Source organism: Paraburkholderia solitsugae (genome assembly GCF_013177695.1).
Taxonomy (GTDB): Bacteria; Pseudomonadota; Gammaproteobacteria; order Burkholderiales; family Burkholderiaceae; genus Paraburkholderia; species Paraburkholderia solitsugae.
Window position 1 is genome coordinate 16,203 of record NZ_WOEY01000181.1, and the last position, 25,614, is coordinate 41,816.

A 25,614-nucleotide genomic window follows, 5' to 3' on the forward strand; every position below is an offset into this window, starting at 1 on the left:
CTTGCGCGCGCTGATGTCCTTATGTCGTTGACATCGTTAAAAATGGTGTCCGTCAAACTCTACGGCACGGCTTTTCGAGCCTGGCGTCGCAAATAGATGTTGTTGAAAATCAGCGCAGCGCCAGTCATACACGCACCGGCGATTTGCCAATGTCCCGGAACCACGCCGGTCAGCGAAGACACGACGAACGTCGTGACGGGTAGCACGTCCATGAACAGCACGCCGTTGAGCGGGGTGAGAATCTTGTTACCCATGTTCCAGAACAGGATCGCAATGAAGCCGGCAATCGGGCCCATATAGAGAAGGTGAGGGACGACGCCGCGCAATGCCGTTGCCGATGGCACCGGTACAACGTGAAGCGCGAACAGCAACACGTTGAGGCCGATGATCGTAGTGAGTCCGAGCCAGGTGGTCATCGTCGTGTATTTGAGTGCGGACCAGTTCTTGAAGTGGGACGCGCTAAAGGTGTATATCACCCAGCACAGTGCGCCGAGCACGATTAAGGCGTTCGCCGAATAGTGCTGCGGTTCGCGCAGAACGGCAGCGATGTCCCCTTTTGTCACCACGAGCGAGACGCCGGCGAATGACATCAGGATGAACAGAAACGAATAGAGCGGCGGGCGGCGTTTGCGTACGATCGAGTTCACGAGCAGGCCCATCATGGGCTGTGTTGCCATCATGATCGATGCAGTCAGGGCGCCCTCGCGTCCCGCCAGTTGTTGCCCCAGAAAGACGAACGATCCGAATCCGCAAAAGCCCACCGATCCGAGCAGCCACGCCAAGGCAAACGATTCCCCATTGGCCTTCAGCGCGCCTTTTCCTTCCTTTATCAGCAAGAGGGTGAGAAACGCGGTGCCCGCGATCAGATATCTAAGCGACGTAAACGTGAATGGATCGACATGCACGAGGGCGCTGGTCATCACTGGAAACATGATGCCCATCAATATCGTTGCCATTACGCACAACACGACACCCTTCCCGTAGCTGCCGCGGATCGACTGCGCAACCGGACCGACCGATGGGGTGCCAAGACCAGACACCGGTGCGGATGCAGCCGAAAATTCGATGGGCTTATTCATGAATGATCGTTCCAGAAATAGGCAAAAATTTTTAGACCAGCGCTCGCATTGTCATGTCGACGATCGACACCAGTTCGTTCTTGCTGACATTCACTTTGCCTAGCACGCGCAAGCCCTGAACCATGCAAAGCAGGAAGTTGCCGACAGCTTGCTCGTCGAGCCCGGCGTTGAATTCCCCCGCTTGCTGGCCGCGGACCACGGCGGCGACGAGATGAGAGGCAATCCGTCTCAACGTGGTCTCGATGTGAGGGCGTAAAGCCTCGTCAGTCGGCAACATCTCGATGGCTGCGTTCGTGATGAGGCAGCCGTGTCGTCCCGACAGCTTGCTGGAGACCTGGGTGTAATGAAGCAAAGCCTCACGAAGTGCCTCGCGCGGTGGCAGATCGACGGCGAGCCGCTCTTTCAGGCGCGCAATGGCGCCCTCTGCGTAACGATCGAATGCGGCGACCAGAAGCCCGTGCTTATCGCCAAACGTGCTATAGAGGCTGGCGCGAAAAAGGCCCGTCGACTGGCACAACGATTCAATCGACGTGGCATGGTAGCCCTGTTCCCAGAAGACCTTGCCGGCAATCCCGGTGACTTCGTCAAGATCGAATTCACGCGGCCGCCCGCGCTCGGACGGCGGGGCGGAAGGACCGGTAGAAGCAGGGTGTCGTCTCATGGTGAGCGAATATTAGGACTGATCGTTCTGAAATTCAAGCGCTTTCGCAGAAGAGAGAAAACGGCGTCCGGCTCTGCCAGAAGGCAAACGGGTTTTCCATGACGCGAAGTCAGCAGGAAGGGGCGCCACGTCCGCCACTCAACGAGTGGTGACTCGCGTGCTGCTGAACGTTTCACCCAATAAAACGAATTGGCCGTTTTATTGACTCTAAAAATAATCAAATTGCATACCGCCAGGTTGAATTTCCTGAAACGGCATCGTTACGCTATCAACGATTCGACGTTCAATGTAAGCTCTCCCGCATTATTACTTTGGAACCAATTAGATGGAAAACACCTTGAAAGCGTCGAGATGGATTTCTTCCTGGATCGTGGCTGGTTTTATCGGGTTGGGCATTACTGCCTGCAGTTCGTCGGGTACATCGCCGGGAAACGGAACGGCCGCGAGCGCGGCAGTCCCCACGGATGACCAGATCGTGTCCGCGTGGGACTACCTGTATGGGCGCTATCTGGTGTTGCAGCAGGAGAATTACGACATCAATGTGGAGAAGGTCGGCTACAACAAGATTAAATACAATCCGTTGGGATCGGCCCAGTTTGTGAATCCCAACCTCGACGTCGCCTACCTTGAGGCATGGCTCGCCGCAGACAATGATCATGCCGTCATCCTGAACGTGCCGCGAGTCAAGGGTCGTTACTACACGGCTGAATTGCTCGACGGATGGGGCGAAGTCATCACCAATATCAACGAACGCACGTACCCTGACCACCCGAATGGAAAGTTCGCGCTGGTGATCAAAGGAACCAATCCGCCGGTGCCCTCCGATGCCGTCAAGATTGAATTGCCTTCTGCCAAGGCGAAGTTGCTGGCGCGCGTGGAACTTAAAGGATCCCCAAAAACAGCAGTGCGGCTGCAGCATCAGTTCACGGTGCATGCTTCGCCTGACATCGCGATCGATCCGCCCTTTGCCGTACCGGCCTTTACGCCGGCAGCGCCAATCCGCGCCGAGATCTTCGATCACGTAACCGAAGTACTGGCAACCTATCCGGACGCCATGCCGAAGGCACCGGAGTACCAGGCAGCGGCAATCAACGTTGCTAACTACATGAAGAGCAACGACGACGCTCGCAAGCGGGTCGACGATGTGATCAGGACCAAGGCGATTCCTGGCTTTCTGGCAGGCGCCAGGGGCTTCGGCACACAGAAGGGCGGTTGGTCCGTCTCTTATGTGGCGGGCAAGTTTGGCAATGACGTGATGGCGCGTGACATCATCAACTACGGCGGTCTGTGGGCAAACGCCATTAGCGAGGCCATCTATTTTGTAGGTCTGACCGACAGCGACAAGCAGCCGCTTGATGGCAGCAAGACCTATGAGATCCGGTTTGCTAAAGGCGAAAAACCGGACGCGCATGTGAATGGATTCTGGTCAGTCACGCTGTACAGCGTGCCGGACTACCGCGTGGTACCCAACGCGATACACCGCTATAACCTGAATAATGTGTCCCATCTCAAGGCCAACGCGGACGGCAGTACCAGCATCTGGCTGGCGCCGGTACGGCCGAAGAACGTGCCCCAAAGCAACTGGCTGCCTACGCCTGAGGGCAAGGGATTCTCGCTGACTTTCCGCGCGTATGTGTCGAAGCAGGAAGTCCAGCAAGGTGAATGGTTCCCAGCGCCGATCATGGCAGTGCAATAAGCTGTCTGGCTGCGACAAGCCGCTTTGGCCGGCATTCTGGACGGGACGATGCGGTGTACGCTGCGTTCCGCGGTTACTGCGGTGTCGTGGCCTCGGGCATATCGTCTGACGCCCGTAGCGCCGCATTGGCCGTGACAAGCAACCCCGCATCGTGTTCGTGCAGCGCTGCATCGACCGCGTCCAGGGCCTTCTTCAATTCCTTCAAGTCGGACTTCGTCGCATTGCCGGTTTCTGAAATTGCTTCGGCCTCTTTCTTCAGGCGCTTGACGAGTTTCGCGGCGAACCGGCTGTCGAGCGTCCCTTCGTGTACGAACGCGTTGATCTGCGTTGCCAGCGCGGTCAGCGCTGTTGCGGTCGTGTCGTTCGACTCGCCGGCCGGGTTGGAGGCGGACTTCTTGCTCATCATGGTTCTCCAGGTGAATCCAAGTGTACTGATCAGGAATAGACCGTGCAAAGCACGGCCATTTGAAAAAGCGACAGGGGCTTTGTATGGCGCCGCGATGTAACGCGGCTTTCAGGAAGAGGTCGCGCCGCTGTGTGGGCGCGAGGCAGGTACGCCTTAGCTTAGCACGGCCCGGTAGCCGCTGAATGACAGTTGCTCGCACGCGAGATTGATGACTGACATGCCGCGCTGGCTGGCTGGCTTGCCTGCATGCCAACACGAAACAGTCGTGATGCCCTCGGCTAAGCCGGGGAAAATGCGGGGGTAAGCTCGCCACCTAGCGACGCCCGCTGCGGCCCCACACGTAGCGCACCCAACGTTGCCACCTGCTCCGCTGTGGAGCGATAGCGTTGCGCGACGCCTGCTCTTCGCGGTCGCGCTCGACGCTCTTCTGCACCTGTTCGTGGATCTGGCGCAGCGTCAAGCCACCGGGACCTTTCAGTTTGTCGGGATCGGAATCGGAATCGTCTGTCATGGGAATGGCCTCATCCGGATGAGTCGACTCGATCTTGATACAGATGCACAGTTGCGGCAAGCACATGGAAACAGTCCGCCGGCAGGCGTGTTGCCGGATAGGCGGGCCGTCCTTCAAGACGGTGCGTGGCGGCGCATGCAGAAGCACCCAGGGATCAACGCCAGGCTTTTACGTGAACCGCCTTCGAATCCGCAGGACTGGCACAATCTGGGTGACCTCCGATTCGCTTGGGAATCCTCATGCCAGATGCTGTTCCGCCTTCGTCGCCCTCATCGCCTTCGTCACGTGTCGGCCCCCTGTTTGCCCTGTTTCCGTTCCTGCGCCCGTATGCCGGCCGCTGGGCGCTCGCGTTCCTCGCGCTGGTGACGTCGGCGGGCGCCACCCTGGTGTTGCCGGTCGCGTTCAAATATCTGATCGATCGTGGCTTCGCGGGGGGCGACCGGGCGCATATCGATCGCTATTTTCTCGCGCTATTCGTCGTATCGCTGGTGCTGGCCACCGCCACAGCGCTGCGCTTTTACCTCGTGTCATGGCTGGGCGAGCGGGTCACGGCTGATTTGCGCCGTGCGGTCTACGACCACGTGCTGGGGATGAGTCCGCAGTTCTTCGAGACCACGCAGACCGGCGAGGTACTGTCACGACTCACAGCCGACACCACGTTGATCCAGACGGTGGTGGGCACCAGCCTGTCGCTGGGATTGCGCAACTTCTTCCTGCTGACCGGTGGCGTGACGATGCTGGCGGTGACGAGCCCGGTGCTATCCGGTTACATCATCGCCACGCTGGTCGTGGTGGTCGCGCCGATCGTGATCTTCGGCCGGCGCGTGCGGCGGCTCTCGCGTGCGAGCCAGGACAAGATCGCGAACACGAGCGCGCTGGCGGGCGAGGTGCTCAACGCCATGCCGACCGTGCAGTCGTATACGCAGGAGCCCTTCGAGGCGCGGCGGTTTGCCGGCGCGGTGGAGGCGGCCTTTGAGACCGCGCTCACGCGTATTCGCGCGCGTGCCTGGTTGACCGCCGTGGTGATCGTGCTGGTGTTCAGCGCCATCGTGTTCGTGCTGTGGCTTGGCGCGCAGGCGGTGCTGGCCGGGCGCATGACGGCGGGCCAGTTGTCCCAGTTCATCCTCTACGCGGTGTTCACGGCCGGCGCCGTGGGCGCGGTCGCCGAGGTGTGGGGCGATCTGCAGCGCGCGGCCGGCGCCACCGAACGTTTGCTGCAACTGCTGGCGGCGCGCTCGCCGGTGGTGCAGGCCGGGACCACGGTCGCGCTGCCTGTGCGAGGCGAGGGCATCCGCTTCGACAACGTCAGCTTCTCGTATCCATCGCGCCCTGGCATTGCTGCGCTCTCCGCACTCTCGCTCGATGTCCGTCCGGGTGAACACGTCGCCTTGGTCGGCCCGTCCGGCGCGGGCAAGACCACGCTGTTTCAACTGCTGCTGCGCTTTTACGATCCACAGTCCGGCAGCATTCTGATCAACGGCGTCCCGACGCGTGACGTGCCGCTTGCCGAATTGCGCAAGGAAATCGGCGTGGTGCTGCAGGAATCGGTGATCTTTTCCGGCAGCGTGCTCGACAACATTCGCTACGGCGCGCCAGAAGCCTCACTTGCGCAAGTCCAGCGGGCCGCCGACATGGCCGCTGCGGCCGGCTTTATCGAAGAACTGCCGCAAGGCTACGATACCTTTCTCGGCGAGCGCGGCGTGCGACTGTCTGGCGGACAGCGCCAGCGCATTGCGATCGCTCGCGCGATCCTGAAGAACCCGCCCATCCTGCTGCTGGACGAAGCCACCAGTGCGCTCGATGCCGCCAGCGAACGACTGGTACAGATGGCGCTGGACAATGCCGCGCAGAACCGCACCACACTGGTTATCGCGCACCGCCTCGCGACCGTGCAACAGGCCGACCGCATCGTCGTGCTGGAACAAGGCCGCATCGTCGCGCAGGGCCGTCATACCGAGCTCCTTCTGAGCTCACCGCTCTATGCCCAGCTTGCTGCCTTGCAGTTCGGCGAGCAATCGGGGCAGGCGGTGCAGCGAGGCGCGGTGAGCGACCCTATTGGGTCTGCGTAAAGAGGCGACCCTGGTCGCAAACCTTGTTCATTTCGGCGGCGCCGGCACTAGGCCATACCTGGTCATGACACCGATCAGCTTCTCACGGTCGGGCGGGCCGCCTGCATTGATTATTGCGCCGACATCACGAAAATACTGAGCGCCAATGTCGGGCGTAAGGACAATCAATGCGCGGGCTGTGTCATTGTGCGGATTGCTAAAGTGATGGACAGCGCCTCGTGGAGTGAACATCCAATCTCCTGGTGTCAGGTCCCGGACATTCTCATTCACCGAGTATCGAAGCATGCCCTCCAGGACATAAACGCATTCTTCGTTATTTGTGTGGCTGTGTGGCGGTGGAACTTGCGAGTCAGGCGGCACGGTCAACTCGAAAACGCCCATGCCACCTGTTGCCGTTCCGTCGATCAGGTACTGAATGCTCAGTCGGCCAACGTTGATGGGTTCGCTTGAAGCCGCGTCGTTGAGCGTCATTTTTTAACTCCTTCGGATGGAGAATTCTTTTCAGTTCAGCGACCAAGGGAACCCAATGCAACCTGGATTATGCGCCTCCTGGATCAGTTTGAAGGCGGAACAGATCGAATCATTGAGCCTGCGCGATCTCTAGCGCGTCGCGGAGGTAGGCGAGCATCTCCCGGTCGATTCCCGTGCCCGCCAGTATCGCGGGCTCGTTCTCGTATGCGGCCTGGAGTTTCCGATGGGTCTCCGGGTCCGTACCGACATAAGAGTTGAACAGATCCATCCAGCGCTGCGCGAGCTTTTGAACCGATGGGTCGTCGACGGATTTGCGGCTATCCATGGCGCTCCTGACTTCCGCGACGAGCCCCGGCCATTCAGACACGTAACGCTCGTCTCCGTCACGCATGCGCTGCAGTTCCTGTGGCGACAGATATTTCGCGTAGAGCGCGAACTTCGAATGCCTGACAGCGCGTGTCATGTAGGCCAGCATTTCCATCGTGATGCCGCTCTTCACCTGTAATACCGGTTCGTTGCGATGCATGGTGTCGAGCTTCGAAAGCAGGCGCGGATCGCCGCCGGTGTAATCGGCCACCATCGACATCCAGCGGCTTGCCAACGCCTGGGCCTCCTGACTTTCGACGGGAATGCCGCGATCCATCAGTGCGTGCACCGCCTGAATCAATGCCGGCCAATTCGCCGCCCCGGCTAGCTTGTTCGAACGAAGCTGGCTCTGCTCGTCCGGCGTAAGGTATTTATCTTGCATGGTCATCAACTCCAACGTGGTTAGCCAGTCGGCAAGATCGGGCTCTTCTCCCGTCATCAACTGGCCACGCAAACGATGAAGTCTGTCGCGCAGGTCGGTTGCACGATCGATCTGTTGAGTCAGCGCTGCTATCTGCTGCTCGATAACCGTCGAGAGGGTAGAGTCCGGTCTTGCCAGCAAGGCCCCGATGTCGGCCAACGACAGATCCAGCCGCCGCATCGCCTGGATCTGATGCAGCCTGGCGATGTCGTCGCGGTTGTAGAGCCGGTAGCCGGCATCGGAGCGGGCAGAAGGCGTGAGCAATCCGATCGCATCGTAGTGATGAAGCGTGCGTACCGTAATGCCGGATCGGCTGGCTAGTTCACCTACTTTCAGCAGCATCGAAATTGCTCCTTTCTTCATACCTGCATGGAGACTAGAACCTGACGTTGCGTGAGGGTCAAGCACGGCGTTAAAGCCTCAGAGCCTCAAAGCGATGAGCTTGCCCGTTGTCACTTCACACCGTGCTTCGCCTGCCAGCGCTGCGTGAACGCGATCTCGTCGTGTTGCGCCTTGATGATGTTTCGGGCCAGGCGTTTCAACTCGGGATCTTTACCGTATTTCAGTTCCACCTGCGCCATCTCGACCGCGCCTTGATGATGCGGAATCATATGCGCCACGAAGTCCTTGTCGGCATCGCCCGTGTAGGCAGGCGCGTCCATGCCTTGCATCATTTTCTCGTCGGCGTCCTTGAACGCCTGCGTCGATGCGCTCGACCCGGCGTCCGTTGAACCGGACATGTCCATGCCGGGCATCGAGGCACCCTGCTGGGCGTAGACGGGTGCAGCCGCGACGGCAATTGCAACGCCGCTGAAAAGGCAAAGGGCACGGAATGCGCGAAGGTTATTCATATTAGGTTTTCCGTAGGGGAAAAAGTCATTTCAGGCGAATAGGCCGCCTAGTTCAATCGACAGACCTGACCTGATGCGATCTGGTTAGCCCTTGGGCGACGGATGAAAGCCCGCTGCCTCGATGGCCTCGATGACGCGTGCCGGCGGCAGCGTCGAGGTGACCGTCACGATTTTAACGGGAACATCGACATCGACCCTCGCTGCGGGGTCGAGGCCGGTCACTGCGCGCGTAATGGCATTGGCGCATCCGCCGCATGACATATCCGGGATATTGAATTCCATTTCTTGCCTCCGATGAGAAATCAGAACTCAAGCGTGGACCTTCCCATGGTGGGAAGGTCAAGCGTTTACGCAGATGTTCATGCTGTCGCCAGCCGTAAGAACGCGATTCATCAATGCGGTGAATCCCGGGTATCGGCCGTCCATCCAGGGAAAACCTTACCGGGCTTTTGTGCGATAGCTCACGAAGACAAGCCAAACTTACTTGGCCAAACTTTTTGAGATGTTATGCTGGGCCGTCCCTTCCTTTGCAGAAGACAGGTACGTGCCATTTCATAGAATACCTAATTAATTAGGAGTCAGGCATGTTGAAAAAGGTGGTCGATCGGGCGAAACAGATCCGACGCAGCGAGGGATTCAAGCATTCCGTGGCTATGCCGCGCCGGATTTCACTTCATGCTAAACAACGTTTAAACAGGGGCGTTTTTTCCATCGAGATTCAGGAGAACTCCGGGTTTTTCTCCGTGATGCAGATGGTCCTGTTTATTCTGATGTATTGCGACGAGAAATGCCTCACCCCGTGCATTAGCGCACGCGGTGGGCTGTATGGCGACGCCGAAGGAAAACTGGACTGGTTCTCGGCTCTCTTCGAGCACGTGCACACTGCCCCGGGACCCGCGTTCACTCAAAAGGTGAGAACGTCGACAGTGCGCGACCTGGTCCAGCTGGGCTTTCGCCAGCGCTATGAAGCCCGGCTTGAACTCAGTAGCGCAAGCGAACTCTTCCTCGCGCACTATCGTCCGGCCGCGCATATCTACGAAGAAGTCGACGCGATCTGCCAGAAGCTCGGGCTCGGCGAGTCGACGCTGGGCGCGCATTTCAGAGGTACCGACAAGACGCTGGAAGCCGTCCCGGTTTCATGGGGAAGCTTTTGCCGGCAGGTGGAATCGACGCTTGCAGAAAACCCGCAGTTAACCCGTATTTTCATCTCGAGCGACGAACAGGCGTTTATCGATTTCTTTATTGCCTGGCCATTCAGCAAGCCGGTCAGGGTAGCACCGGCAAAACTGCTCGCATCCGGCAGCACGCCCGTTCACTTCAGCGGCTATCCGGGACTCGAAATCGGCCGCGAGGCGCTGGTTTCCTGCTTGCTGCTGGCCAATTGCGGGTTCCTTGTGAAGACGCCGTCCTATCTGTCCGCATGGTCGAAGATATTCAATCCCGCCCTGCCGGTGAAGCTTGTATCGCCTCCGCGTCCGGACGCATTCTGGTTCCCGGATAGCCAGCTCTGGCTCGAACAGGCTGCGCACGATAAAGCGGCTCGAGCGGCATAAGCGGCAGCATAAACGCCGGCCGCTTTCAAACGGTAGTTCGAACGCCTGAAAATCCCCCAGCAAGACCATGCCGCCGCGCCAGTCCGGCGGCCTCTCACACCACGCCCATCGTTTTTACGAAACGCCGCGAAGTATTAACGCTTCGTTTACGCGGATTTGCCTAAATTTCACGGTGCAGGAGTCCGTTGTGGGAGACGAAGCCATGGATCTGCTTTACCTCATTGCAATCATTGCGTTCGGCGGCCTCGTCGCGGCCTTTGTGGTTGGCTGCGACAAGCTTCGCCGCGCGCCCGGAGGCCGTCCATGACGACCTGGATGACGTGGCTCGCGGCGGCCTCGACGCTGATTCTGTTCGCTTACCTCGTGTATGCCTTGCTACGCGCGGAGGCCCTCGAATGAACTTAAACAACCTGTTTCAGCCCGGCCTGTTCATCGTCGTGCTGATCGCGCTCGCCATCCCGCTCGGCCGCTATATGACAGGCGTGGTGGACGGGTCTTCGGTCGTCGTGCGTCGTATCGGGCGGCCGATCGAAACCGCGCTCTACAAGCTCGCCGGGGTCGACCCCAGCGCCGAAATGTCATGGAAGTACTATGCGCTAGCCGTACTGGCGTTTAATACGCTCGGTGTGCTCGCGGTGTATGGATTCCTGCGTCTGCAGCAATGGCTGCCCGCGAACCCGCAGGGCTTCGGCCCGATGACGCCCGACGCCGCCTTCAACACGGCCGTCAGCTTCGTGACCAACACGAACTGGCAGGACTACACGCCGGAATCGACCGTCAGCTATCTGACGCAGATGGCTGCGCTGACGGTGCAAAACTTCTTTTCCGCCGCCACCGGCATTGCGGTCGTGGTCGCGTTGATTCGCGGTTTCGCGCGCCATACGACGGCGACGATCGGCAATTTCTGGGTCGATCTGACGCGTATCACGCTGTATATCCTCGCGCCGCTCGCGACGGTGATCGCGCTGGTCCTGATCAGCCAGGGCGTGATTCAGAACTTCAAGTCGTATGAGGATGTGCCGACGCTGCAGGTGACGACGTATCAAACCCCGAAGACCGACGCCCAGGGCAACCCCGTCAAGGACGCGAAGGGCAATCCAGTGATGGTGGACAACAAGGCCGACAAGCAGACCATTGCGATGGGGCCGGTCGCGTCGCAGGAAGCGATCAAGATGCTCGGTACGAACGGCGGTGGTTTTTTCAACGCCAATTCCGCGCATCCGTACGAGAACCCGACGCCGTTCGCCAACTTTGTGCAGATGATTGCGATGCTCGTGATCCCGGCTGCGTTGTGCCTGGTGTTTGGCCGGGTGGTGGGCGACCAGCGCCAGGGTTATGCGGTGCTCGCCGCGATGACGATTGCTTTCGCGGTTGCCTGCTGGGGCGAGATTTCGTCTGAGCAGAACGGCAATCCGCTATTCACGTCGCTGCATGTCGATCAAACCGCGTCGGTTTCGCAACCGGGCGGCAACATGGAAGGCAAGGAAACCCGCTTCGGCATCGCACAGTCGGGCATCTTCACCGTGGCGACCACCGCCGCATCATGCGGCGCCGTGAACAACGCACACGATTCGCTGACACCGATGGGCGGCTTCGTTCCGCTCCTGCTGATCGAACTCGGCGAGGTGATCTTTGGCGGCGTGGGCTCGGGTCTGTACGGCATGCTCGTGTTCGCGTTGCTCGCGGTATTCGTAGCCGGCCTGATGATTGGGCGAACGCCGGAATACATCGGCAAGAAGATCGAGTCGTACGAGATGAAGATGGTGTCGATTGCCGTGCTGCTCACACCGCTGCTCGTCCTGGTCGGTGCATCGATTGCCGTGCTGACGGCAGCCGGCGTGGCGGGCATCGCGAACCCCGGTCCGCACGGATTCTCCGAGATTCTCTACGCGTACAGTTCGGCCGCCAATAACAACGGCAGCGCGTTCGCGGGCCTCTCGGTCAATACGCCGTTCTACAACGGGACGCTGGCCGTCGTCATGTGGTTCGGCCGCTTCGGTTCGATTGTGCCGGTGCTGGCGATCGCCGGATCGCTCGCCGCCAAGAAACGCATCTCCGCTACCGCCGGCACGCTGCCGACGCATGGCCCACTGTTCGTCGTGCTGTTGCTCGGCACGGTGGTGCTGGTCGGCGCACTGACGTATGTGCCGGCGCTGGCGCTCGGCCCCGTCGTTGAACATCTGATCATGGTCGCGGGACATTGACTGAGAGGACAGCATGACTAACGAACTCCAACCGCCGGTTCATCAGCCTGGCAACATCGGTCAGGCACGCAACGCCGCGCGCTCGATGTTCGACCCGGCGATTGCGCGGCCGGCGCTCCTCGATTCGTTCAGAAAGCTCGCGCCACGCCATCAGTTGCGTAACCCGGTGATGTTCTGCGTGTACATCGGCAGCATTCTGACGACGATTCTGTGGATCGCAGCGCTCGGGGGCCAGGCCGAAGCGCCCGCCGGTTTCATTCTCGCGATCGCGCTCTGGCTGTGGTTTACCGTGCTGTTCGCCAACTTCGCGGAGGCGCTGGCCGAGGGCCGCTCGAAGGCGCAAGCGGCTTCGCTGCGCAGCGCGAAGCACAACGTGATGGCGAAGAAACTGCAGGAGGCGCATCCCAAGGCGCCGATCCTCATGACGACAGCGACCGATCTGCGCAAGGGCGACGTCGTGCTGATCGAAACCGGCGACGTGATTCCGGCGGACGGCGAGGTGATTGAAGGCGTCGCCTCGGTCGACGAGTCGGCGATCACGGGGGAATCCGCACCGGTGATCCGCGAGTCAGGCGGCGATTTTTCGTCGGTGACGGGCGGTACGCGTGTGCTGTCGGACTGGATCGTCGTGCGCGTCACGGCCAATCCGGGCGAAGCCTTCCTCGACCGCATGATCGCGATGGTGGAAGGCGCCAAGCGGCAGAAGACGCCGAATGAAATCGCCTTGACGATCCTGCTGGTTGCGCTGACGCTCGTGCTGCTGTTCGCTACCGCGACACTGCTGCCGTTCTCGATGTTCTCGGTCGAAGCCGCGAAAGCCGGCCACGTGGTCACGATTACGGCACTGGTCGCGCTGCTGGTGTGCCTGATCCCGACGACCATCGGCGGCTTGCTGTCGGCCATCGGCGTGGCGGGCATGAGCCGGATGATGCAGGCGAACGTGATTGCCACCTCCGGCCGTGCCGTGGAAGCGGCTGGTGACGTCGACGTGCTACTGCTCGACAAGACCGGCACGATCACGCTCGGCAATCGCCAGGCGTCGGCCTTTACACCGGCGCCGGGCGTCACGGAGGAACTGCTCGCCGACGCGGCTCAGTTGTCCTCGCTAGCGGACGAAACACCGGAAGGGCGCAGCATCGTCGTGCTCGCGAAGCAGCGCTTCAATATCCGTGAACGCGATATGCACGCGCTGCAGGCAGTCTTCCTTGCCTTTAGCGCGCAGTCGCGCATGAGTGGTGTCGATCTGCCCGACCGTGAGATTCGCAAGGGCGCATCCGATGCGATCAAACACTATGTCGAGGCGCACGGCGGCCGTTTTCCCGCGGAGCTGACGGCTGCGGTGACGGAAATCGCACGGCGCGGCAGCACACCGCTGGTCGTCGCGCAGTTGGTTCGCGGCGAGAGCGGCGCACGCTGTATGGGCGTGATCGAACTGAAGGACATCGTCAAGGGCGGCATCAAGGAGCGCTTCGCCGAACTGCGCAAGATGGGCATCAAGACCATCATGGTGACGGGCGACAACCGGCTGACCGCGGCGGCGATCGCCGCCGAGGCGGGCGTGGACGATTTTCTCGCCGAGGTGACGCCGGAGGCGAAACTAGCCACGATCCGCTCGCACCAGGCCGAAGGGCGGCTCGTGGCGATGACCGGCGACGGCACCAACGACGCCCCGGCGCTCGCGCAAGCCGACGTGGCGGTGGCGATGAACACCGGCACGCAGGCCGCGAAAGAAGCCGGCAACATGGTCGACCTCGATTCGAATCCGACCAAGCTGATCGAGATCGTCGAAATCGGCAAGCAGATGCTGATGACGCGCGGCTCGCTCACCACGTTCTCGATTGCCAACGACGTCGCCAAATATTTCGCGATCATCCCGGCGGCTTTCGCGACGACCTATCCGCAACTGCGTGTGCTCGACGTGATGCATCTGAGCTCGCCGTCGTCGGCCATTCTGTCGGCGGTGATTTTCAACGCGCTGATTATCGTTGCGCTGATCCCGCTGGCGCTCAAGGGCGTGAAGTACCGGCCGCTAGGCGCGGCGTCGCTGTTGCGCCGCAATCTGCTGGTCTACGGGCTGGGCGGCATTCTGCTGCCGTTCCCGTTCATCAAGCTGATCGATATGGTGCTGAACGTGTTCGGCTGGGTTTGACCCAATAGAGTGACCATCATGAAAACGCTGCTTCGTCCGGTACTTGTCCTGTTCATCCTGATGACCGTGATCACCGGGGTGATCTATCCAATCGTTGTGACCGCAATCGGTCATGCCGCCTTTGAGCACCAAGCGAACGGCAGTCTGCTCGTGCGGAACGGCAAGCTGGCCGGCTCCGCACTGATCGGCCAGCAGTTCGATGCGCCGACCTATTTCTGGGGACGCCTGTCGGCCACCACGCCCCAGCCGTACAACGCGCAGAACTCGGGTGGTTCGAACCTCGGCCCGACCAATCCCGCGCTTGCCGACGAAATCAAAGGTCGTCTCGATGCCTTGAAGGCGGCGGGTAACGACATGTCGCAACCGGTGCCGGTGGATCTGGTGACGTCGTCGGGCAGCGGCCTCGATCCGGAGATCAGTCCGGCGGCTGCCGCCTATCAGGTGGCGCGCGTGGCGAAGGCCCGCGGCCTGCCGGTCGATCAGGTCACCGATCTGATCGCGCGTAATACATCGGGGCGGCAGTTCGGTATCTTCGGCGAGGTACGCGTGAATGTGCTGAAGCTCAACCTGGCTTTGGACGATCTCAAGCCGATGCATTGATTGGCCCGCGGCTTTGGCGCCCTAGCTGCCGTTGCCGCCGTTGCCTTACCGGCCCGCGTATGCAGCGCGCTTGTCCGAATGATTGATGGAGACCCTGCCTCTACGTTGGCCGCCGCCTCAACAGGATGCGACCGACGTGGCACATTCATGAGCGATCCCACCGTTAGAGTTGTTGTGATTGATGAAGACAACACCATTCGCCGCTTCATTCGCACGCGCCTCGAAGCGGCCGGCATGAGCGTCTTCGAAGCGCCGACCGGCGCGCAAGGCCTGGCGCAGGCGGCGACGCGGCTGGCGGATCTCGTCATCATCGATCTCAGTTTGCCGGATATGGACGGCATCGAGGTGATCCGTGAGTTGCGCGGCTGGTCCGCGATGCCGGTGATCGTCCTGTCGGCGCGCAGCAGCGAGGAAGATAAGGTCGCCGCGCTCGACGCCGGCGCCGACGATTACCTCACCAAACCGTTCGGCTTACCCGAGCTTAGCGCGCGGATTCGCGCGCATTTGCGCAGGCAGGCCAACGGCGACAGGGTCGGCCTGCCTCAGCTTAAGTTCGGCCTCGTCACGGTCGATCTTGGCGCGCGAAGAGTCGTGCGCGGCAGCCGGATCATTCATCTCAGCCCGACCGAATATCGCCTTCTCTCCGTGATGCTGCGCTATCCCGGACGCGTATTGACGCATGAGCAACTGCTGGGTGAGGTATGGGGCCCCTCGCAAACCGACAACCACCACTACCTGCGAATTTACATGGGGCATCTGCGTCACAAGCTCGAACGCGATCCGGCGCATCCTGAACACATCGTGACCGAGTCCGGCGTGGGCTACCGGCTGGTCGGCGTGCACTGAATTTCACAGGATTTTTATATCGCTGGCGGCAATCGTTTCCCGGCCTTTATGGCGTTGTCCGTAGAGTTTGAGTTGGGCGTTCCGCCGTAAAAAAATCTGTGATGGGCTGGAGGTTGTATGGCATTCAAACAAACAAAGGGCGACGTGACCGTCGAGGCTTGCGTATTCCCCGCACCGGGCAACATGTTCAAAGGCGCGCTGCGCGTGACGACCACCCGGCACGACAAGCAGATCCAGCGGGTTACCGGACGTGGCTGCGGCCGGCCGATGCGTGATTCAGGCGAAGCGCTGGCATTGGCCGAGGTTGAAGCACGCCGCATGCTCGGGGTTTGAGATTCCATGACCCCCTCAAAGCCCGCCATGATGTTCAGAGGGTTGTGCAAGGTCGTTGCCATCGCTTTCGTCACCAATCAGGTTCTCACGACTATTTTTACGTACGTCGCGCAGCAACTCGATGCAGCGTTGCCTCATGAAACGATCTGGCTTTTCAGTTGCGTGACATGCGGGTTGCTCACACTATGGCTGCAATCCGATGCGCGGCGCGCGTTCGGCTTCGCGCGTGAGAAGGGTTTCGTGAAGACGGGCGGGGACCAGAAGCAGGATCTGCAGATTGCCGAGGACTGTCCGAAGCGGTGGCTGGTAATTTTGCATATCGAGCTGAATCCCGCTGCGATACAGGCATCGTGAGATTGCCACGGCGCCGCTGTGGAATTCGCCCATACGCTGCAAATAAAACCAGCTGATTTTTTTACGCGACGTTAACGCCGCATTGGTTAAGCTAAAAGTACAAAGTACCCGCTTGGAGTTTTCGATGATACGAATGCTCATCCCTGTTCTCGACCACGGTGGCGCGATAGAAGCTGCGCGCTACGCGGCGTTCATGTTTCTGGAACGCGGCGTCACCGAAGTCGACTTGCTGGAAGTACTCGAGCCCGTCGATCAGGGGCGCGCGGCAGCCTTCCACAGCCGCAGCGCACTGGTGCGCCAGGAAAAGCAGGCCATGCTGAAGGCATTGATCGACGTCCGCACCGTTCTCGAAGAAGCGGGCGTGCCGTACCACTGGAAACGGGTATTCGGCCACCGTACGAAAGCGATCGCCGACTACGCGGCGACCACCCAGCCCGACGTGATGGTGATCGATGCCAGCCATATGGGCTTCTTCCGCAGACTAGCCATGTTCGCGTCGCTGTCAAGGCGCACGGTTACGCCGGTGACGATGGTTCACTGAATCACCCAATGTTCATCGGCAGCAGCACCATCTGTTTGCCTTCCTGATGGAGGCGCGTCTGGATTTCCACCGGCGTGTGATTGTGCAGCCACCGGGTCAGGATATTCACCCGTTTGAAAATCAGTTTGCTGGCGAAGCAAACGCTGTTGGGGAATTCATCCATCGTGGCCCCGGCCAGCTTGATGAACTCGTCGACTGGGTCGGTGCCGAAATCGATCCGGTATTCGGCGGCGATGCCGTGCCGGCGGCAGAACGCAACGTAATAGTCGAGCGATGCCGAAATCGTTTGCCGCAAGCGCTCCAGGTGCTCCGTGCCTTCGTAGCTTTGCGCGTCCACTTCGCCTACGGCTAGAAAGATCACATTCTTGAAGTGATCGGGAAACAGCCGGTTCACCCATAGCAGCGCATGCATGCTGGCCCCACGGTGTTTGCCGACGAGCAGAATGGCGGTCGGCTGGGCCGGATCGGGTTTGAGCGGGAGAGCCGCGTCGCTGACCTCGGGTGGCGCGCCGGCAAAGAGCGCATCTTCCTTCGCAATCAGTGTGCGGGTCTCGTTGTAATGCCGTTTGATGACGAAGCACAGGGCCACCACCGCGCCGGTCACCAGGACGGTTAGCCAGCCCCCCGCCGTAAATTTTTCGATCAGCGTAATGACCAGCACGGTGCTGGTGACCGATAGCCCAAGCGCGGATAGCGCGAAGTGCTGCAGCCAGTGTTCGCCGTCGCGGCGATGGCCCCACCAGTAAATGCACAAACCCAGCAGGGAGAGGCTGAAGGTCAGGAAGACGTTGATGCTGTACAGCACCACCAGCACCGACACGTCGCCGTGCGTCCAGATGAGTATGGCGAGGCTTGCGAGCCCCATCACGACGATGCCGTTCTGTCTGACGAGGCGCGCGGACAGATCGCGGAAATGACGCGGCACCCACGAATCCGACGCCATGTTCGACAGCACGGCCGGTCCGTCCAGAAAGCCGGTCTGTGCGCCCACCAGTAGCAGACCTGCCTCGAAGGCTAGCACCGCGGCAAGCAGCGCGTGTCTTGCGAACGCCGAGCCCAGCCCGAGATGATCGATGACGCTGCCGAACACCACCGCATTGAGCGTCTGACCTTCCACCGCCTGGGCATGCCACAACATGTACAGCAGGATGATGCCGCCGGCCGTGAAGGCGAGCGAAGTGGACATATAGAACATCGTCGTCCTGCCGTTCGGCACGCGCGGCTCGGCCAGCATGTTGACATTGTTCGACACGGCCTCAAGGCCCGTGTACGTGCCGCCGCCCAGCGAGAACGCTCGCATGAGCAAGGCCGCCACCACGAAGGGGCCGACAGCCTGCGACATGCCGCGTGCCTCGCCGATGGCGCCCGGCACGACGGCGGCCAGATGATTGCCGTGTACCGCTATGCCGTACACGATGAGACCGAGATGCAGCACCACGAAGCCGAGGAAGATCGGCAACAGCACCATGATCGACTCGCGCATGCCGCGAAAGTTGAGACCGGTCATCAAGACGATGAGCGTGAGTTCGGTGGCGAGCTTGAATGCCTGCGCGCTCACCGGCAGCAAGCTGAAGAATGCATCCACGCCGCTTGCGAGCGACGTGGCGACGGTCAGCACGTAGTCGACCAGCAGCGCGGCGCCAGAAACCAGGCCAGGGTGCGGGCCCAGTAACGCTGTCGCGACGCGATAGCCGCCGCCCCCCGTGGGAAACAGTTGGATGACCTGGTTATACCCGAGCGCGATGATGAAGACCGTCGCGGCGGTCGCCAGGGCGAGAAACAACGCAAGCGCGGTGTGTTGGCCGAGCGCCAGGAAGGCTTCTTCCGGCCCGTAGCATGACGATGACAACCCGTCGGCACCGAGGCCTACCCAGGCCAGCAGGGGGGTGACAGCGATCGCGTGGCGAGTTCGGGGATCAAGGGGATCCAGCGGCTTACCGACAATCAGACGCCAAAAGTTAGCGAAGACGGCCATGTCCCCTCCAAGCCTGGTCAGACGTGCCGGCGTGAATGCCGTTTTCGAATCTCGACGGTTTGACGGTTCGGCGCCCCAGTGGCCCGGGCCCAAGGCGAATGACAGTCAGCGACTGCTGCTGCGATCATTGGCAACCGACCAGGAAAATGTAGGGCAGATTCGCGCGGTGCGCCAGTGGACGATACCCGGGGAGGGCCCCGTCATGGAATCGAAAGATTGAGCCTTGCGCAAGACCGCCGCGCGCGGAAACTGTTTAGCCGCGCATCCCCAGATCCGCAAAACCGAGGGTTCTCGCCTCGCAAGCTTGCGTAAAGGCCGTGTCGTAACTTGAGAAAAAGACCGTGCGGGTTTCGGCCAGCGTTTTAAACAGATCGATTAGAACCCCGCGCGCCGAAGCGTCGAGTCCGCCGACCGGTTCATCCGCGATCACGACTTTCGTCTCGCCGAGTACGGCCCCTGTCAGGAAGAATTTCTTGCGTGTGCCAAACGACATCTGCTCGAAGCGCTTGTCGAGATGCGGCTCGAGTCCGAAGCGTCTGGCAAGCTCAAGCGTGGGGCTGCCGACCGTTGTCTTTCTCTCCGACGCCACACGGTCCAGATAATCACGACCGGTCTGGTCCGGATACGTCATGCAGTCTTCGGGCACATACGTGAGCACGGATTTCGCCTCGTGCGGCGCGGTGCGCAGCGAATGCCCGCCGAGCCAGACCTCGCCCGCGTCCGGTTCGATCGTGCCGGCGAGGATGCCAAGCAAGGTCGACTTGCCGCTGCCGGATTCATCGTTGAGCGCCACGCATCCTGCCGCCGTGTCGTAATGCAGTCCCTGAAAGATGATGCGTTCGCTATAGCGCTTACTGAGGTTCTCGAATCGAAGCATGGAGTGCGGAGTGTGTCAGCCGAAGAATGTGCCGCGCGACGCTCACGCAGACTGCGATCAGCACGATGCCGGGCGGCGAGGATTCTTCGGGAAGTGGGCGGTGTAGAAGTGTAGCAGCGCGTTCAGATGCGGTCCCAACGTCTGACCATGACGCCAACTACCGGTCACGTACGCGACGAGAATATCTGCGTGCGAGCGTAAAGTTGCGTATCCTCGCGCCGTTAAAGCAAGGAGCTTGACCTCCACGCTACCAATCTCTTGAAACCATCGCCGTCCCCCCGTAAAACGCAATCCATGCAAACTGCTGCCCACGAAGCGGCCCAACCGTCCCGCGCCGAACTCAGGCGTATCGTCGCGGCCATTGTTATCGGTAACGGTTTTGTGGCTTACGACTTCACCGTCTACAGCTTTTCCGCGCTTATCATCGGTAATCTGTTCTTTCCCTCGAGCAATCCCGCGTCGTCGCTGCTGCTTTCGCTTGCCACCTTCGGCGCGGGCTTCGTGATGCGCCCGCTCGGCGCGATCATGATCGGCCATATCGCCGACAGCCGTGGCCGCAAAGCCGGCCTCACGGTATCGCTCACCCTGATGACCCTTGGCACATGGCTGATCGCGTGCCTGCCGGGCTATGCCGCGATCGGTCCTGCCGCGACGGTGTTAATGGTGCTCGCGCGTCTGATGCAGGGGCTCGCGGCAGGCGGGGAGATCGGGCCGGCGTCGGCTTCGCTGATGGAATCTGTCGCCTACCGGCACCGCTGTTTCATGGTGAGCTGGCGCGGCGCGAGCCAGGGCGCGGCAGCCTTCGCCGCCGCGCTGGTCGGGGCGAGCATGACGGCGCTGCTGTCGCCCGCCGCCATGCATGACTGGGGATGGCGCGTTCCATTCGTGCTGGGCGGCCTCATCGGACCGGTCGGCTGGTATTTGCGTCGCCGGATGCCGGTGGGCGCGCCGCTGCAGCGTGCGCGACTCAGTCCGAGGCGCCTGTTCACGGAGTACCCGCGTCCCGTCGTCTGCGGCCTCCTGATGATGGCGGCGCCTTCGGTGGGCATCTACCTCACCGTCTTCTATATGCCGGCCTACCTGGTTCGTACGCTGCACCGGCCGCCGGCAATCAGCCTGTTGACCGCCTGCCTCTCAGGCCTCGTGATTCTCGTGGTGACGCCGCTCGTGGCGCGCGCGGCCGACCGCTTCGCGAGCCGCAAGACGCTGCAGTACGCGGCGCTCGTGGCGTCGCTGGCGGCCGCATGGCCGGCGTTCTGGGCGCTGACCCACGGCGTGGGCGACGTCGCCGCGCTCCTCATCATCACCGCGTACGTGGCGCTTGCGGTCAACAACGCCGGCCCGAGTTCCGTGCTGATGATGGAGGCGTTTCCGGCGCATCGGCGCGCGGCCGGACTTTCGGTGATTTACAGCCTCGGCGTCGTTCTGTTCGGCGGTTTTTCGCCGTTCCTCGTGACGTGGCTGATCGAGCGGACGGGCGATCCGATGGTTCCGGCGTGGTATCTGATGGCCGCGACCCTGCTCACGCTTGTCGCGTTGAGGGCATTTCCCGAGGCAGAAGCGAGGGATGCGTGCCTTGCCAGTGCTTCACAGCCGCCGGCTTGAACGCGACTTCAGCGCTACCCGCGTTGTGCTGCTGCAGGTGCAACGCGCGCACCCGCATGTCCAGCGGGCTCATGTCGAAGGCGCGGCGAAATGCACGGGTGAAATCGGACGCGCTCTGGAAACCGAGTCCGTAGGCGATTTCCGTCACCTGAAGATGGGGGAAACGGACTAGTTCGTCCGCCGCTTCCCGCAAGCGGCGATTGCGAATGTAGGCGCCGAGCCCGCCTTCGTGCTCGAACCAGCGATAGATGGTGGCGCGTTTCAGTTGTAAGGCCTGAACCACGCGGGTCGGCGTGAGGCTACCCTCGTGCAGGTTGGCGTCCACATAGCGCCGCACCTGTCCCATCACGGCGGCCTGCATCGCCGCGCGACTCGCGCCGGTCAGACGCGACTCCTTGCGGAAGGCGGCGACCAGCAGCTGGGCGCCGGTTTGCAGTGCCGCCGCCGCGGCTGCCGGGTCGAGCCCGGGGATTTCTCTCGCGACTGCCGCCAGATGATCCAGCACGAGGCCGGTCAGCGGCGAACCCTGCTGGACAATTCGGCCGTGGATCGCCGTGCCGTCGCGCAGTTCCTCGTCCACGATCGCGGACGGTACAAACAGGGTCAGAAGCCGGCTGTTGGGCCGTTCGGCCCGAAACGGCTGGTTCATGTCGAACGCGACGATGCCCTGCACCGAACCCGGCGCGCTGCGTTTCTTGCGCATGCCCGTCACATGGCCGATTTCACCTTCCACGAACAGATGAAAGGCGTAATCGCGCCGCGTGTCTGTGGAAACGCGCGCGACCGACCGTTCCAGCCGTATCGATTCCGTGCTGCAGTCCGAAAACATCAAGCCGCCGACTGCATATAGATCGATTTCAGCGCGAAATCCCCGCGTGATCTGCTCCTTCGAAGGCGGCACATCGACCACATGCCCCACACGCTGGCGCCAGGCCAGAATTTGTTCTTCGGGTGCGAGCGCGTGCGTGCTGAAGCGGCTCGTGGACATGGCGGAGCGCGATTCGGCTGCGGCGGCAGCGGCCAGATGGTGCGGTAATGTGCGCTGGTTCATGGATCGGTTGCTGCGAACGAGGGGCGCGGTTCCGGCGGGGGCGCGGAGTTAACTGAATATTTCACACGTCGTGCGTCAAAACTGAGACGTATGGTAAAGCCAAACAAAAAACCTACGGTATTGTCGGATGATTAGATGCAGATCGCTTTTCATCGACGGCGCAATCAATCCACTTATAACAGGCCCCGTTCTGAAATCGCAACTGCGCGTTGTAAGCGCGCCGCTTCGGCATTCGCGGCGCAATGGGTGCGAGGGTCCAAGCTTTGCCGGCGGGTCAGTCACGGGGTATGAAAGATGAGCGGCACGAACAATCAACCGACCGCCCAGCGCGGCGGGCGGCATCCGTCCAGTCTGGTGGATAGCCAGCTGGCGCATCTTGAGAACATGGTTCAGTACCTGACGCGTGGGGACGCGGTCAGCGTACTAGTCCCGCTCGACCATGAGTATTGGGAAAAACGCATTCGCGTGCTGGAAGAGACTCACGAGTTGATTGCCAGCCAGCGCAAACGCGTCATCAAGCTTCTCGACCAGCTCGGGAGTGAAGCGCAGATAAAGCCGAGGCGGCGTACCGCTGCCTGAGTCTGAATCTGTCGAAGGGAAAGGTTGCAGTGTCGGGGGTAGGTGCGGGAGAGAAGACCGGTGTTACGAGGCACCGGCATTAAAAAAGTAGGACCTGAGAGTGCGGCGATGAAGCGGACGGGCCCAAAGAGGCCCGCCGCTCAGCTGCATAAGCGTTGGGCGCCCGGCATCGCGGCCGGTGGGCAAGCTGCTAAAGACGCCGACTTTTTGATGAGGTAGTGTGCTCCGATCATAAGAATCGAGACGGACATGACCGAATCGCACCCTGCTTTGCCTGTTCGCGCGCCGCTGGTTCAGGTCGAGCCGAGGGCCTTGGGCGACCTTGTCCACGCCGTCGGCACGGCGAACTTCCTGCCGAGTCTGAGCGCATTTCTGGAGCGTAGCGTCTTCGCCGATGCCGTGCATCTGGAACGCGTGCGGCTCACGCCGGGTTTCGGTAAGGGCTATGTCGCCGAGTGGCTCGGCAGCGGCGGTCCCGCGCGCATTCCGATGATCGTTCAGTTGATGGAGCTTTACTACGAGCGCTATTACGAACGGGACCCGCTGATCGCGTCGATGCGCGGAATTGTCGGCACCCAGTTGATTCAACGCGACGTTCACGCGATCGCCGACGTGGATTTTCGCCGTGCCCTGTACGACGTCGCGGATGCCAACCAGGAGTGCTTCCTCGTGCGCGGCTCGCGCAACATCCAGTATTCGCTGGCGCTGATCCGCACGCGCGAACGGCCCGCGTTTTCTTTCACCGAGCTCACCTTGCTGCGGCAGATGGGCGAATTCCTGTTTCCCTTGTGTGAATTGCACGCGAGCACGGCGGCCGTGCGGCGCTGTACCTCACAAGCGTCCGCGATCAAGCCGGCGTCGAGCTTCGAGGAACGGCTCGCCGCGAGCGAGATTCGACTGTCGCGGCGCGAGCACGAGATCTGCAAACTGTTGCTGACCGGCAAAACCGTGCCCGAAGCGGCGACGCGCCTGGAGTTGCGCGTGTCGACCGCCGAGTCGTATGTCAAACGCGCGTTCGCCAAGCTCGGCTTGCGCACCAAGGGTGAATTGTTCGCCTGGGCGCACGGCGAGGTCTGAACCTCGCGTTTACCCGCGCATCGATTTGCTGTTTGGCCCCCCACAGGCAGGGCAGACCGGCGGTTTTCCTCCGGATACAGTCGCTTCAACGCTTCGGCACCGACGGTGCAAAGCGCTTGAGACGCATCCATTCGGAGGAAACGTAGATGGCAACAGCAGCATCGGGGCGCTGGCTCACACGCGTTCTTGCAGCACTGGCGATGGGCGGCGCGGCTTACTACAGCACGCCGTCCGTGCAAGCCGACGAGCAGGTCGTCAACGTGTACAACTGGGGTAATTCGATCGGCAAGGACACGGTCGCGAATTTCCAGAAAGCAACCGGCATCAAAATCGTGTACCTGGAGTTCGATTCCAACGAAACGCTCCAGGCGAAACTGCTATCGGGAAGTTCCGGCTTCGACGTGGTGGTGCCGTCCGACGCATTCTGGGCGCGCCAGGTGCAGGCCGGCATCTTCCAGAAGATCGACGCGACGAAGCTCCCTAACGTCGCCCATCTGGACCCCGAGATCATGAAGATTCTCGCGGCGGAAGATCCTGGCCATCAGTACGGCATTCCCTGGTCGTGGGGCACGGACGGGCTCGGCATCAACGTCGAAAAAGTGACTGCCGCGCTCGGCGCCAATGCGCCGCTGAATAGCTGGGACCTGCTGTTCGATCCACGCAATGCCCAGAAGCTGAAAAGCTGCGGCATATCGATGATCGATTCTCCCGCCGATGCCTTTGGCCTCGCGCTGCTCTATCTGAAGAAGGATCCGAACAGCCACAATCCGGCCGATTATCAGCAAGCTTATGAGCTGCTCAAAGGTATTCGCCCGTATATAGCGCAGTTCAATTCGAGCAGTTATATCAACGATCTGGCGAACGGCGACATCTGCATTGCTTTCGGGTGGTCGGGCGACGTCAACACCGCGCGCCTCGCCGCCATCGATGCGAAGAAGTCTTATCACATCAAATATGTCATTCCGGATGCGGGCGGTCCGATCTGGTTCGACATGATGGCGATTCCAAAAGACGCCCCGCATCCGGAAGCCGCGTTGAAATGGATCAATTTTGTGCTGTCCGAAAAGGAAAGCGCCAACCTCACCAATGACACGGCCTATCCGACGGCGATACCGGGTGCGAAGCCGCTGATCAAACCTGTGGTGCTGGCCGATCCTTCGGTCTATCCGCCGCCTGAGGTCTTCAAGAAGCTGTTCTCCGTGCATCCACTGCCTACCGATCTCCAGCGCCTCGAAAACCGGCTCTGGAGCAAGCTCAAGATCGATTGATCTCCCGCTGATCTCCCTCTGATTTCACTGACCAGGAGTGCCGTCCCGCGCGCGAGCGCGGCGGGACGCGC

General features: G+C 61.0%; 27 protein-coding genes. 16 read left to right on the plus strand and 11 right to left on the minus strand.

Features of this window, described 5'->3' with window-relative positions:
- Positions 1 to 59: 59 nt before the first annotated feature.
- Both GNZ12_RS42580 and GNZ12_RS42585 read right to left on the minus strand, forming a co-directional pair.
- Positions 60 to 1,079: a DMT family transporter gene (locus tag GNZ12_RS42580; RefSeq protein ID WP_172318834.1), complete on the minus strand. Its 1,020-nt coding sequence runs from the start codon at positions 1,077 to 1,079 to the stop codon at positions 60 to 62.
- A 31-nt stretch (positions 1,080 to 1,110) separates the two neighbouring features.
- Complete coding sequence (locus tag GNZ12_RS42585) at positions 1,111 to 1,740, minus strand: TetR/AcrR family transcriptional regulator (RefSeq protein WP_172318836.1); 630 nt, start codon at positions 1,738 to 1,740, stop codon at positions 1,111 to 1,113.
- Positions 1,741 to 2,065: 325 nt separating this feature from the next.
- On the opposite strand from GNZ12_RS42585, the gene GNZ12_RS42590 reads away from it, so the two are divergent.
- Positions 2,066 to 3,436 carry a DUF1214 domain-containing protein gene (locus GNZ12_RS42590; protein WP_172318838.1) on the plus strand — a complete coding sequence of 457 codons (1,371 nt, stop codon included), beginning with the start codon at positions 2,066 to 2,068 and terminating at the stop codon, positions 3,434 to 3,436.
- 73 nt (positions 3,437 to 3,509) lie between these two features.
- Here the strand turns inward: GNZ12_RS42590 and GNZ12_RS42595 are convergent, their stop codons facing one another.
- A complete protein-coding gene (locus GNZ12_RS42595) occupies positions 3,510 to 3,839 on the minus strand; it encodes a hypothetical protein (RefSeq protein ID WP_172318840.1) in 330 nt (109 codons plus the stop codon).
- A 316-nt stretch (positions 3,840 to 4,155) separates the two neighbouring features.
- Entirely contained in the window at positions 4,156 to 4,353 is a 198-nt protein-coding gene (locus GNZ12_RS42600; RefSeq protein ID WP_169485020.1) for a hypothetical protein, read from the minus strand.
- Positions 4,354 to 4,592: 239 nt separating this feature from the next.
- On the opposite strand from GNZ12_RS42600, the gene GNZ12_RS42605 reads away from it, so the two are divergent.
- Positions 4,593 to 6,422, plus strand: coding sequence for an ABC transporter transmembrane domain-containing protein (locus GNZ12_RS42605; RefSeq protein ID WP_172318842.1), 1,830 nt, complete (start codon positions 4,593 to 4,595; stop codon positions 6,420 to 6,422).
- Positions 6,423 to 6,449: 27 nt separating this feature from the next.
- Here GNZ12_RS42605 and GNZ12_RS42610 read toward each other — a convergent pair whose 3' ends face one another.
- The 4 genes from GNZ12_RS42610 to GNZ12_RS42625 form a co-directional block, all read right to left on the minus strand.
- On the minus strand, positions 6,450 to 6,893 hold the full coding sequence (locus GNZ12_RS42610; RefSeq protein ID WP_172318844.1) for a cupin domain-containing protein: 444 nt from the start codon (positions 6,891 to 6,893) through the stop codon (positions 6,450 to 6,452).
- A gap of 109 nt (positions 6,894 to 7,002) precedes the next feature.
- Complete coding sequence (locus tag GNZ12_RS42615; RefSeq protein ID WP_172318909.1) at positions 7,003 to 8,022, minus strand: MerR family transcriptional regulator; 1,020 nt, start codon at positions 8,020 to 8,022, stop codon at positions 7,003 to 7,005.
- Between the two features lie 110 nt (positions 8,023 to 8,132).
- A complete protein-coding gene (gene copM / locus GNZ12_RS42620; protein WP_172318846.1) occupies positions 8,133 to 8,531 on the minus strand; it encodes a CopM family metallochaperone in 399 nt (132 codons plus the stop codon).
- Between the two features lie 84 nt (positions 8,532 to 8,615).
- Positions 8,616 to 8,813, minus strand: a complete 198-nt coding sequence (locus GNZ12_RS42625; RefSeq protein ID WP_172318848.1) for a heavy-metal-associated domain-containing protein — start codon at positions 8,811 to 8,813, stop codon at positions 8,616 to 8,618.
- A gap of 302 nt (positions 8,814 to 9,115) precedes the next feature.
- Between GNZ12_RS42625 and GNZ12_RS42630 the strand changes: the two genes are divergently transcribed.
- The 10 genes from GNZ12_RS42630 to GNZ12_RS42670 all read left to right on the plus strand — a co-directional run bounded on the left by GNZ12_RS42630 (position 9,116) and on the right by GNZ12_RS42670 (position 17,111).
- Positions 9,116 to 10,084, plus strand: a complete 969-nt coding sequence (locus GNZ12_RS42630) for an O-fucosyltransferase family protein (protein WP_172318850.1) — start codon at positions 9,116 to 9,118, stop codon at positions 10,082 to 10,084.
- A 202-nt stretch (positions 10,085 to 10,286) separates the two neighbouring features.
- Entirely contained in the window at positions 10,287 to 10,391 is a 105-nt protein-coding gene (locus GNZ12_RS44060) for a potassium ABC transporter ATPase (protein ID WP_216356524.1), read from the plus strand.
- Positions 10,388 to 10,483 (plus strand): K(+)-transporting ATPase subunit F, encoded by a 96-nt coding sequence (gene kdpF / locus GNZ12_RS42635; RefSeq protein WP_028193906.1) that lies wholly within the window; start codon positions 10,388 to 10,390, stop codon positions 10,481 to 10,483. Before GNZ12_RS44060 ends, kdpF begins: the two co-directional genes overlap by 4 nt.
- Entirely contained in the window at positions 10,480 to 12,288 is a 1,809-nt protein-coding gene (gene kdpA / locus GNZ12_RS42640) for a potassium-transporting ATPase subunit KdpA (RefSeq protein ID WP_172318852.1), read from the plus strand. The genes kdpF and kdpA overlap by 4 nt, the downstream gene beginning before the upstream one ends.
- Before the next feature lie 13 nt (positions 12,289 to 12,301).
- Positions 12,302 to 14,437, plus strand: a complete 2,136-nt coding sequence (gene kdpB, locus GNZ12_RS42645) for a potassium-transporting ATPase subunit KdpB (RefSeq protein WP_172318854.1) — start codon at positions 12,302 to 12,304, stop codon at positions 14,435 to 14,437.
- Between the two features lie 18 nt (positions 14,438 to 14,455).
- Positions 14,456 to 15,037: a potassium-transporting ATPase subunit KdpC gene (kdpC, locus tag GNZ12_RS42650; RefSeq protein ID WP_172318856.1), complete on the plus strand. Its 582-nt coding sequence runs from the start codon at positions 14,456 to 14,458 to the stop codon at positions 15,035 to 15,037.
- 147 nt (positions 15,038 to 15,184) lie between these two features.
- Positions 15,185 to 15,883: a response regulator gene (locus tag GNZ12_RS42655; protein ID WP_172318858.1), complete on the plus strand. Its 699-nt coding sequence runs from the start codon at positions 15,185 to 15,187 to the stop codon at positions 15,881 to 15,883.
- 117 nt (positions 15,884 to 16,000) lie between these two features.
- Positions 16,001 to 16,216: a hypothetical protein gene (locus tag GNZ12_RS42660; protein WP_172318860.1), complete on the plus strand. Its 216-nt coding sequence runs from the start codon at positions 16,001 to 16,003 to the stop codon at positions 16,214 to 16,216.
- 6 nt (positions 16,217 to 16,222) lie between these two features.
- The gene (locus GNZ12_RS42665) at positions 16,223 to 16,570 is read left to right on the plus strand and encodes a hypothetical protein (RefSeq protein ID WP_172318862.1); all 348 of its coding nucleotides are present in this window, start codon (positions 16,223 to 16,225) and stop codon (positions 16,568 to 16,570) included.
- Between the two features lie 124 nt (positions 16,571 to 16,694).
- Complete coding sequence (locus GNZ12_RS42670) at positions 16,695 to 17,111, plus strand: universal stress protein (protein ID WP_172318864.1); 417 nt, start codon at positions 16,695 to 16,697, stop codon at positions 17,109 to 17,111.
- 1 nt (position 17,112) lies between these two features.
- Here GNZ12_RS42670 and GNZ12_RS42675 read toward each other — a convergent pair whose 3' ends face one another.
- Both GNZ12_RS42675 and GNZ12_RS42680 read right to left on the minus strand, forming a co-directional pair.
- Positions 17,113 to 19,086 carry an APC family permease gene (locus GNZ12_RS42675; protein WP_172318866.1) on the minus strand — a complete coding sequence of 658 codons (1,974 nt, stop codon included), beginning with the start codon at positions 19,084 to 19,086 and terminating at the stop codon, positions 17,113 to 17,115.
- Positions 19,087 to 19,339: 253 nt separating this feature from the next.
- Positions 19,340 to 19,963 carry an ABC transporter ATP-binding protein gene (locus GNZ12_RS42680; RefSeq protein WP_172318868.1) on the minus strand — a complete coding sequence of 208 codons (624 nt, stop codon included), beginning with the start codon at positions 19,961 to 19,963 and terminating at the stop codon, positions 19,340 to 19,342.
- Between the two features lie 294 nt (positions 19,964 to 20,257).
- Between GNZ12_RS42680 and GNZ12_RS42685 the strand changes: the two genes are divergently transcribed.
- A complete protein-coding gene (locus tag GNZ12_RS42685; RefSeq protein WP_172318870.1) occupies positions 20,258 to 21,568 on the plus strand; it encodes an MFS transporter in 1,311 nt (436 codons plus the stop codon).
- On the opposite strand, the gene GNZ12_RS42690 is transcribed toward GNZ12_RS42685, so the two are convergent.
- Positions 21,486 to 22,619: a helix-turn-helix transcriptional regulator gene (locus tag GNZ12_RS42690; protein ID WP_172318872.1), complete on the minus strand. Its 1,134-nt coding sequence runs from the start codon at positions 22,617 to 22,619 to the stop codon at positions 21,486 to 21,488. The two genes, GNZ12_RS42685 and GNZ12_RS42690, sit on opposite strands and share 83 nt — an antisense overlap.
- Before the next feature lie 294 nt (positions 22,620 to 22,913).
- Between GNZ12_RS42690 and GNZ12_RS42695 the strand changes: the two genes are divergently transcribed.
- The 3 genes from GNZ12_RS42695 (at position 22,914) to GNZ12_RS42705 (ending at position 25,543) form a co-directional block, all read left to right on the plus strand.
- The gene (locus GNZ12_RS42695) at positions 22,914 to 23,198 is read left to right on the plus strand and encodes a hypothetical protein (RefSeq protein ID WP_172318874.1); all 285 of its coding nucleotides are present in this window, start codon (positions 22,914 to 22,916) and stop codon (positions 23,196 to 23,198) included.
- Positions 23,199 to 23,447: 249 nt separating this feature from the next.
- Complete coding sequence (locus GNZ12_RS42700; RefSeq protein WP_172318876.1) at positions 23,448 to 24,275, plus strand: helix-turn-helix transcriptional regulator; 828 nt, start codon at positions 23,448 to 23,450, stop codon at positions 24,273 to 24,275.
- Positions 24,276 to 24,421: 146 nt separating this feature from the next.
- Positions 24,422 to 25,543 carry a polyamine ABC transporter substrate-binding protein gene (locus GNZ12_RS42705; protein ID WP_172318878.1) on the plus strand — a complete coding sequence of 374 codons (1,122 nt, stop codon included), beginning with the start codon at positions 24,422 to 24,424 and terminating at the stop codon, positions 25,541 to 25,543.
- Positions 25,544 to 25,614: the final 71 nt, after the last annotated feature.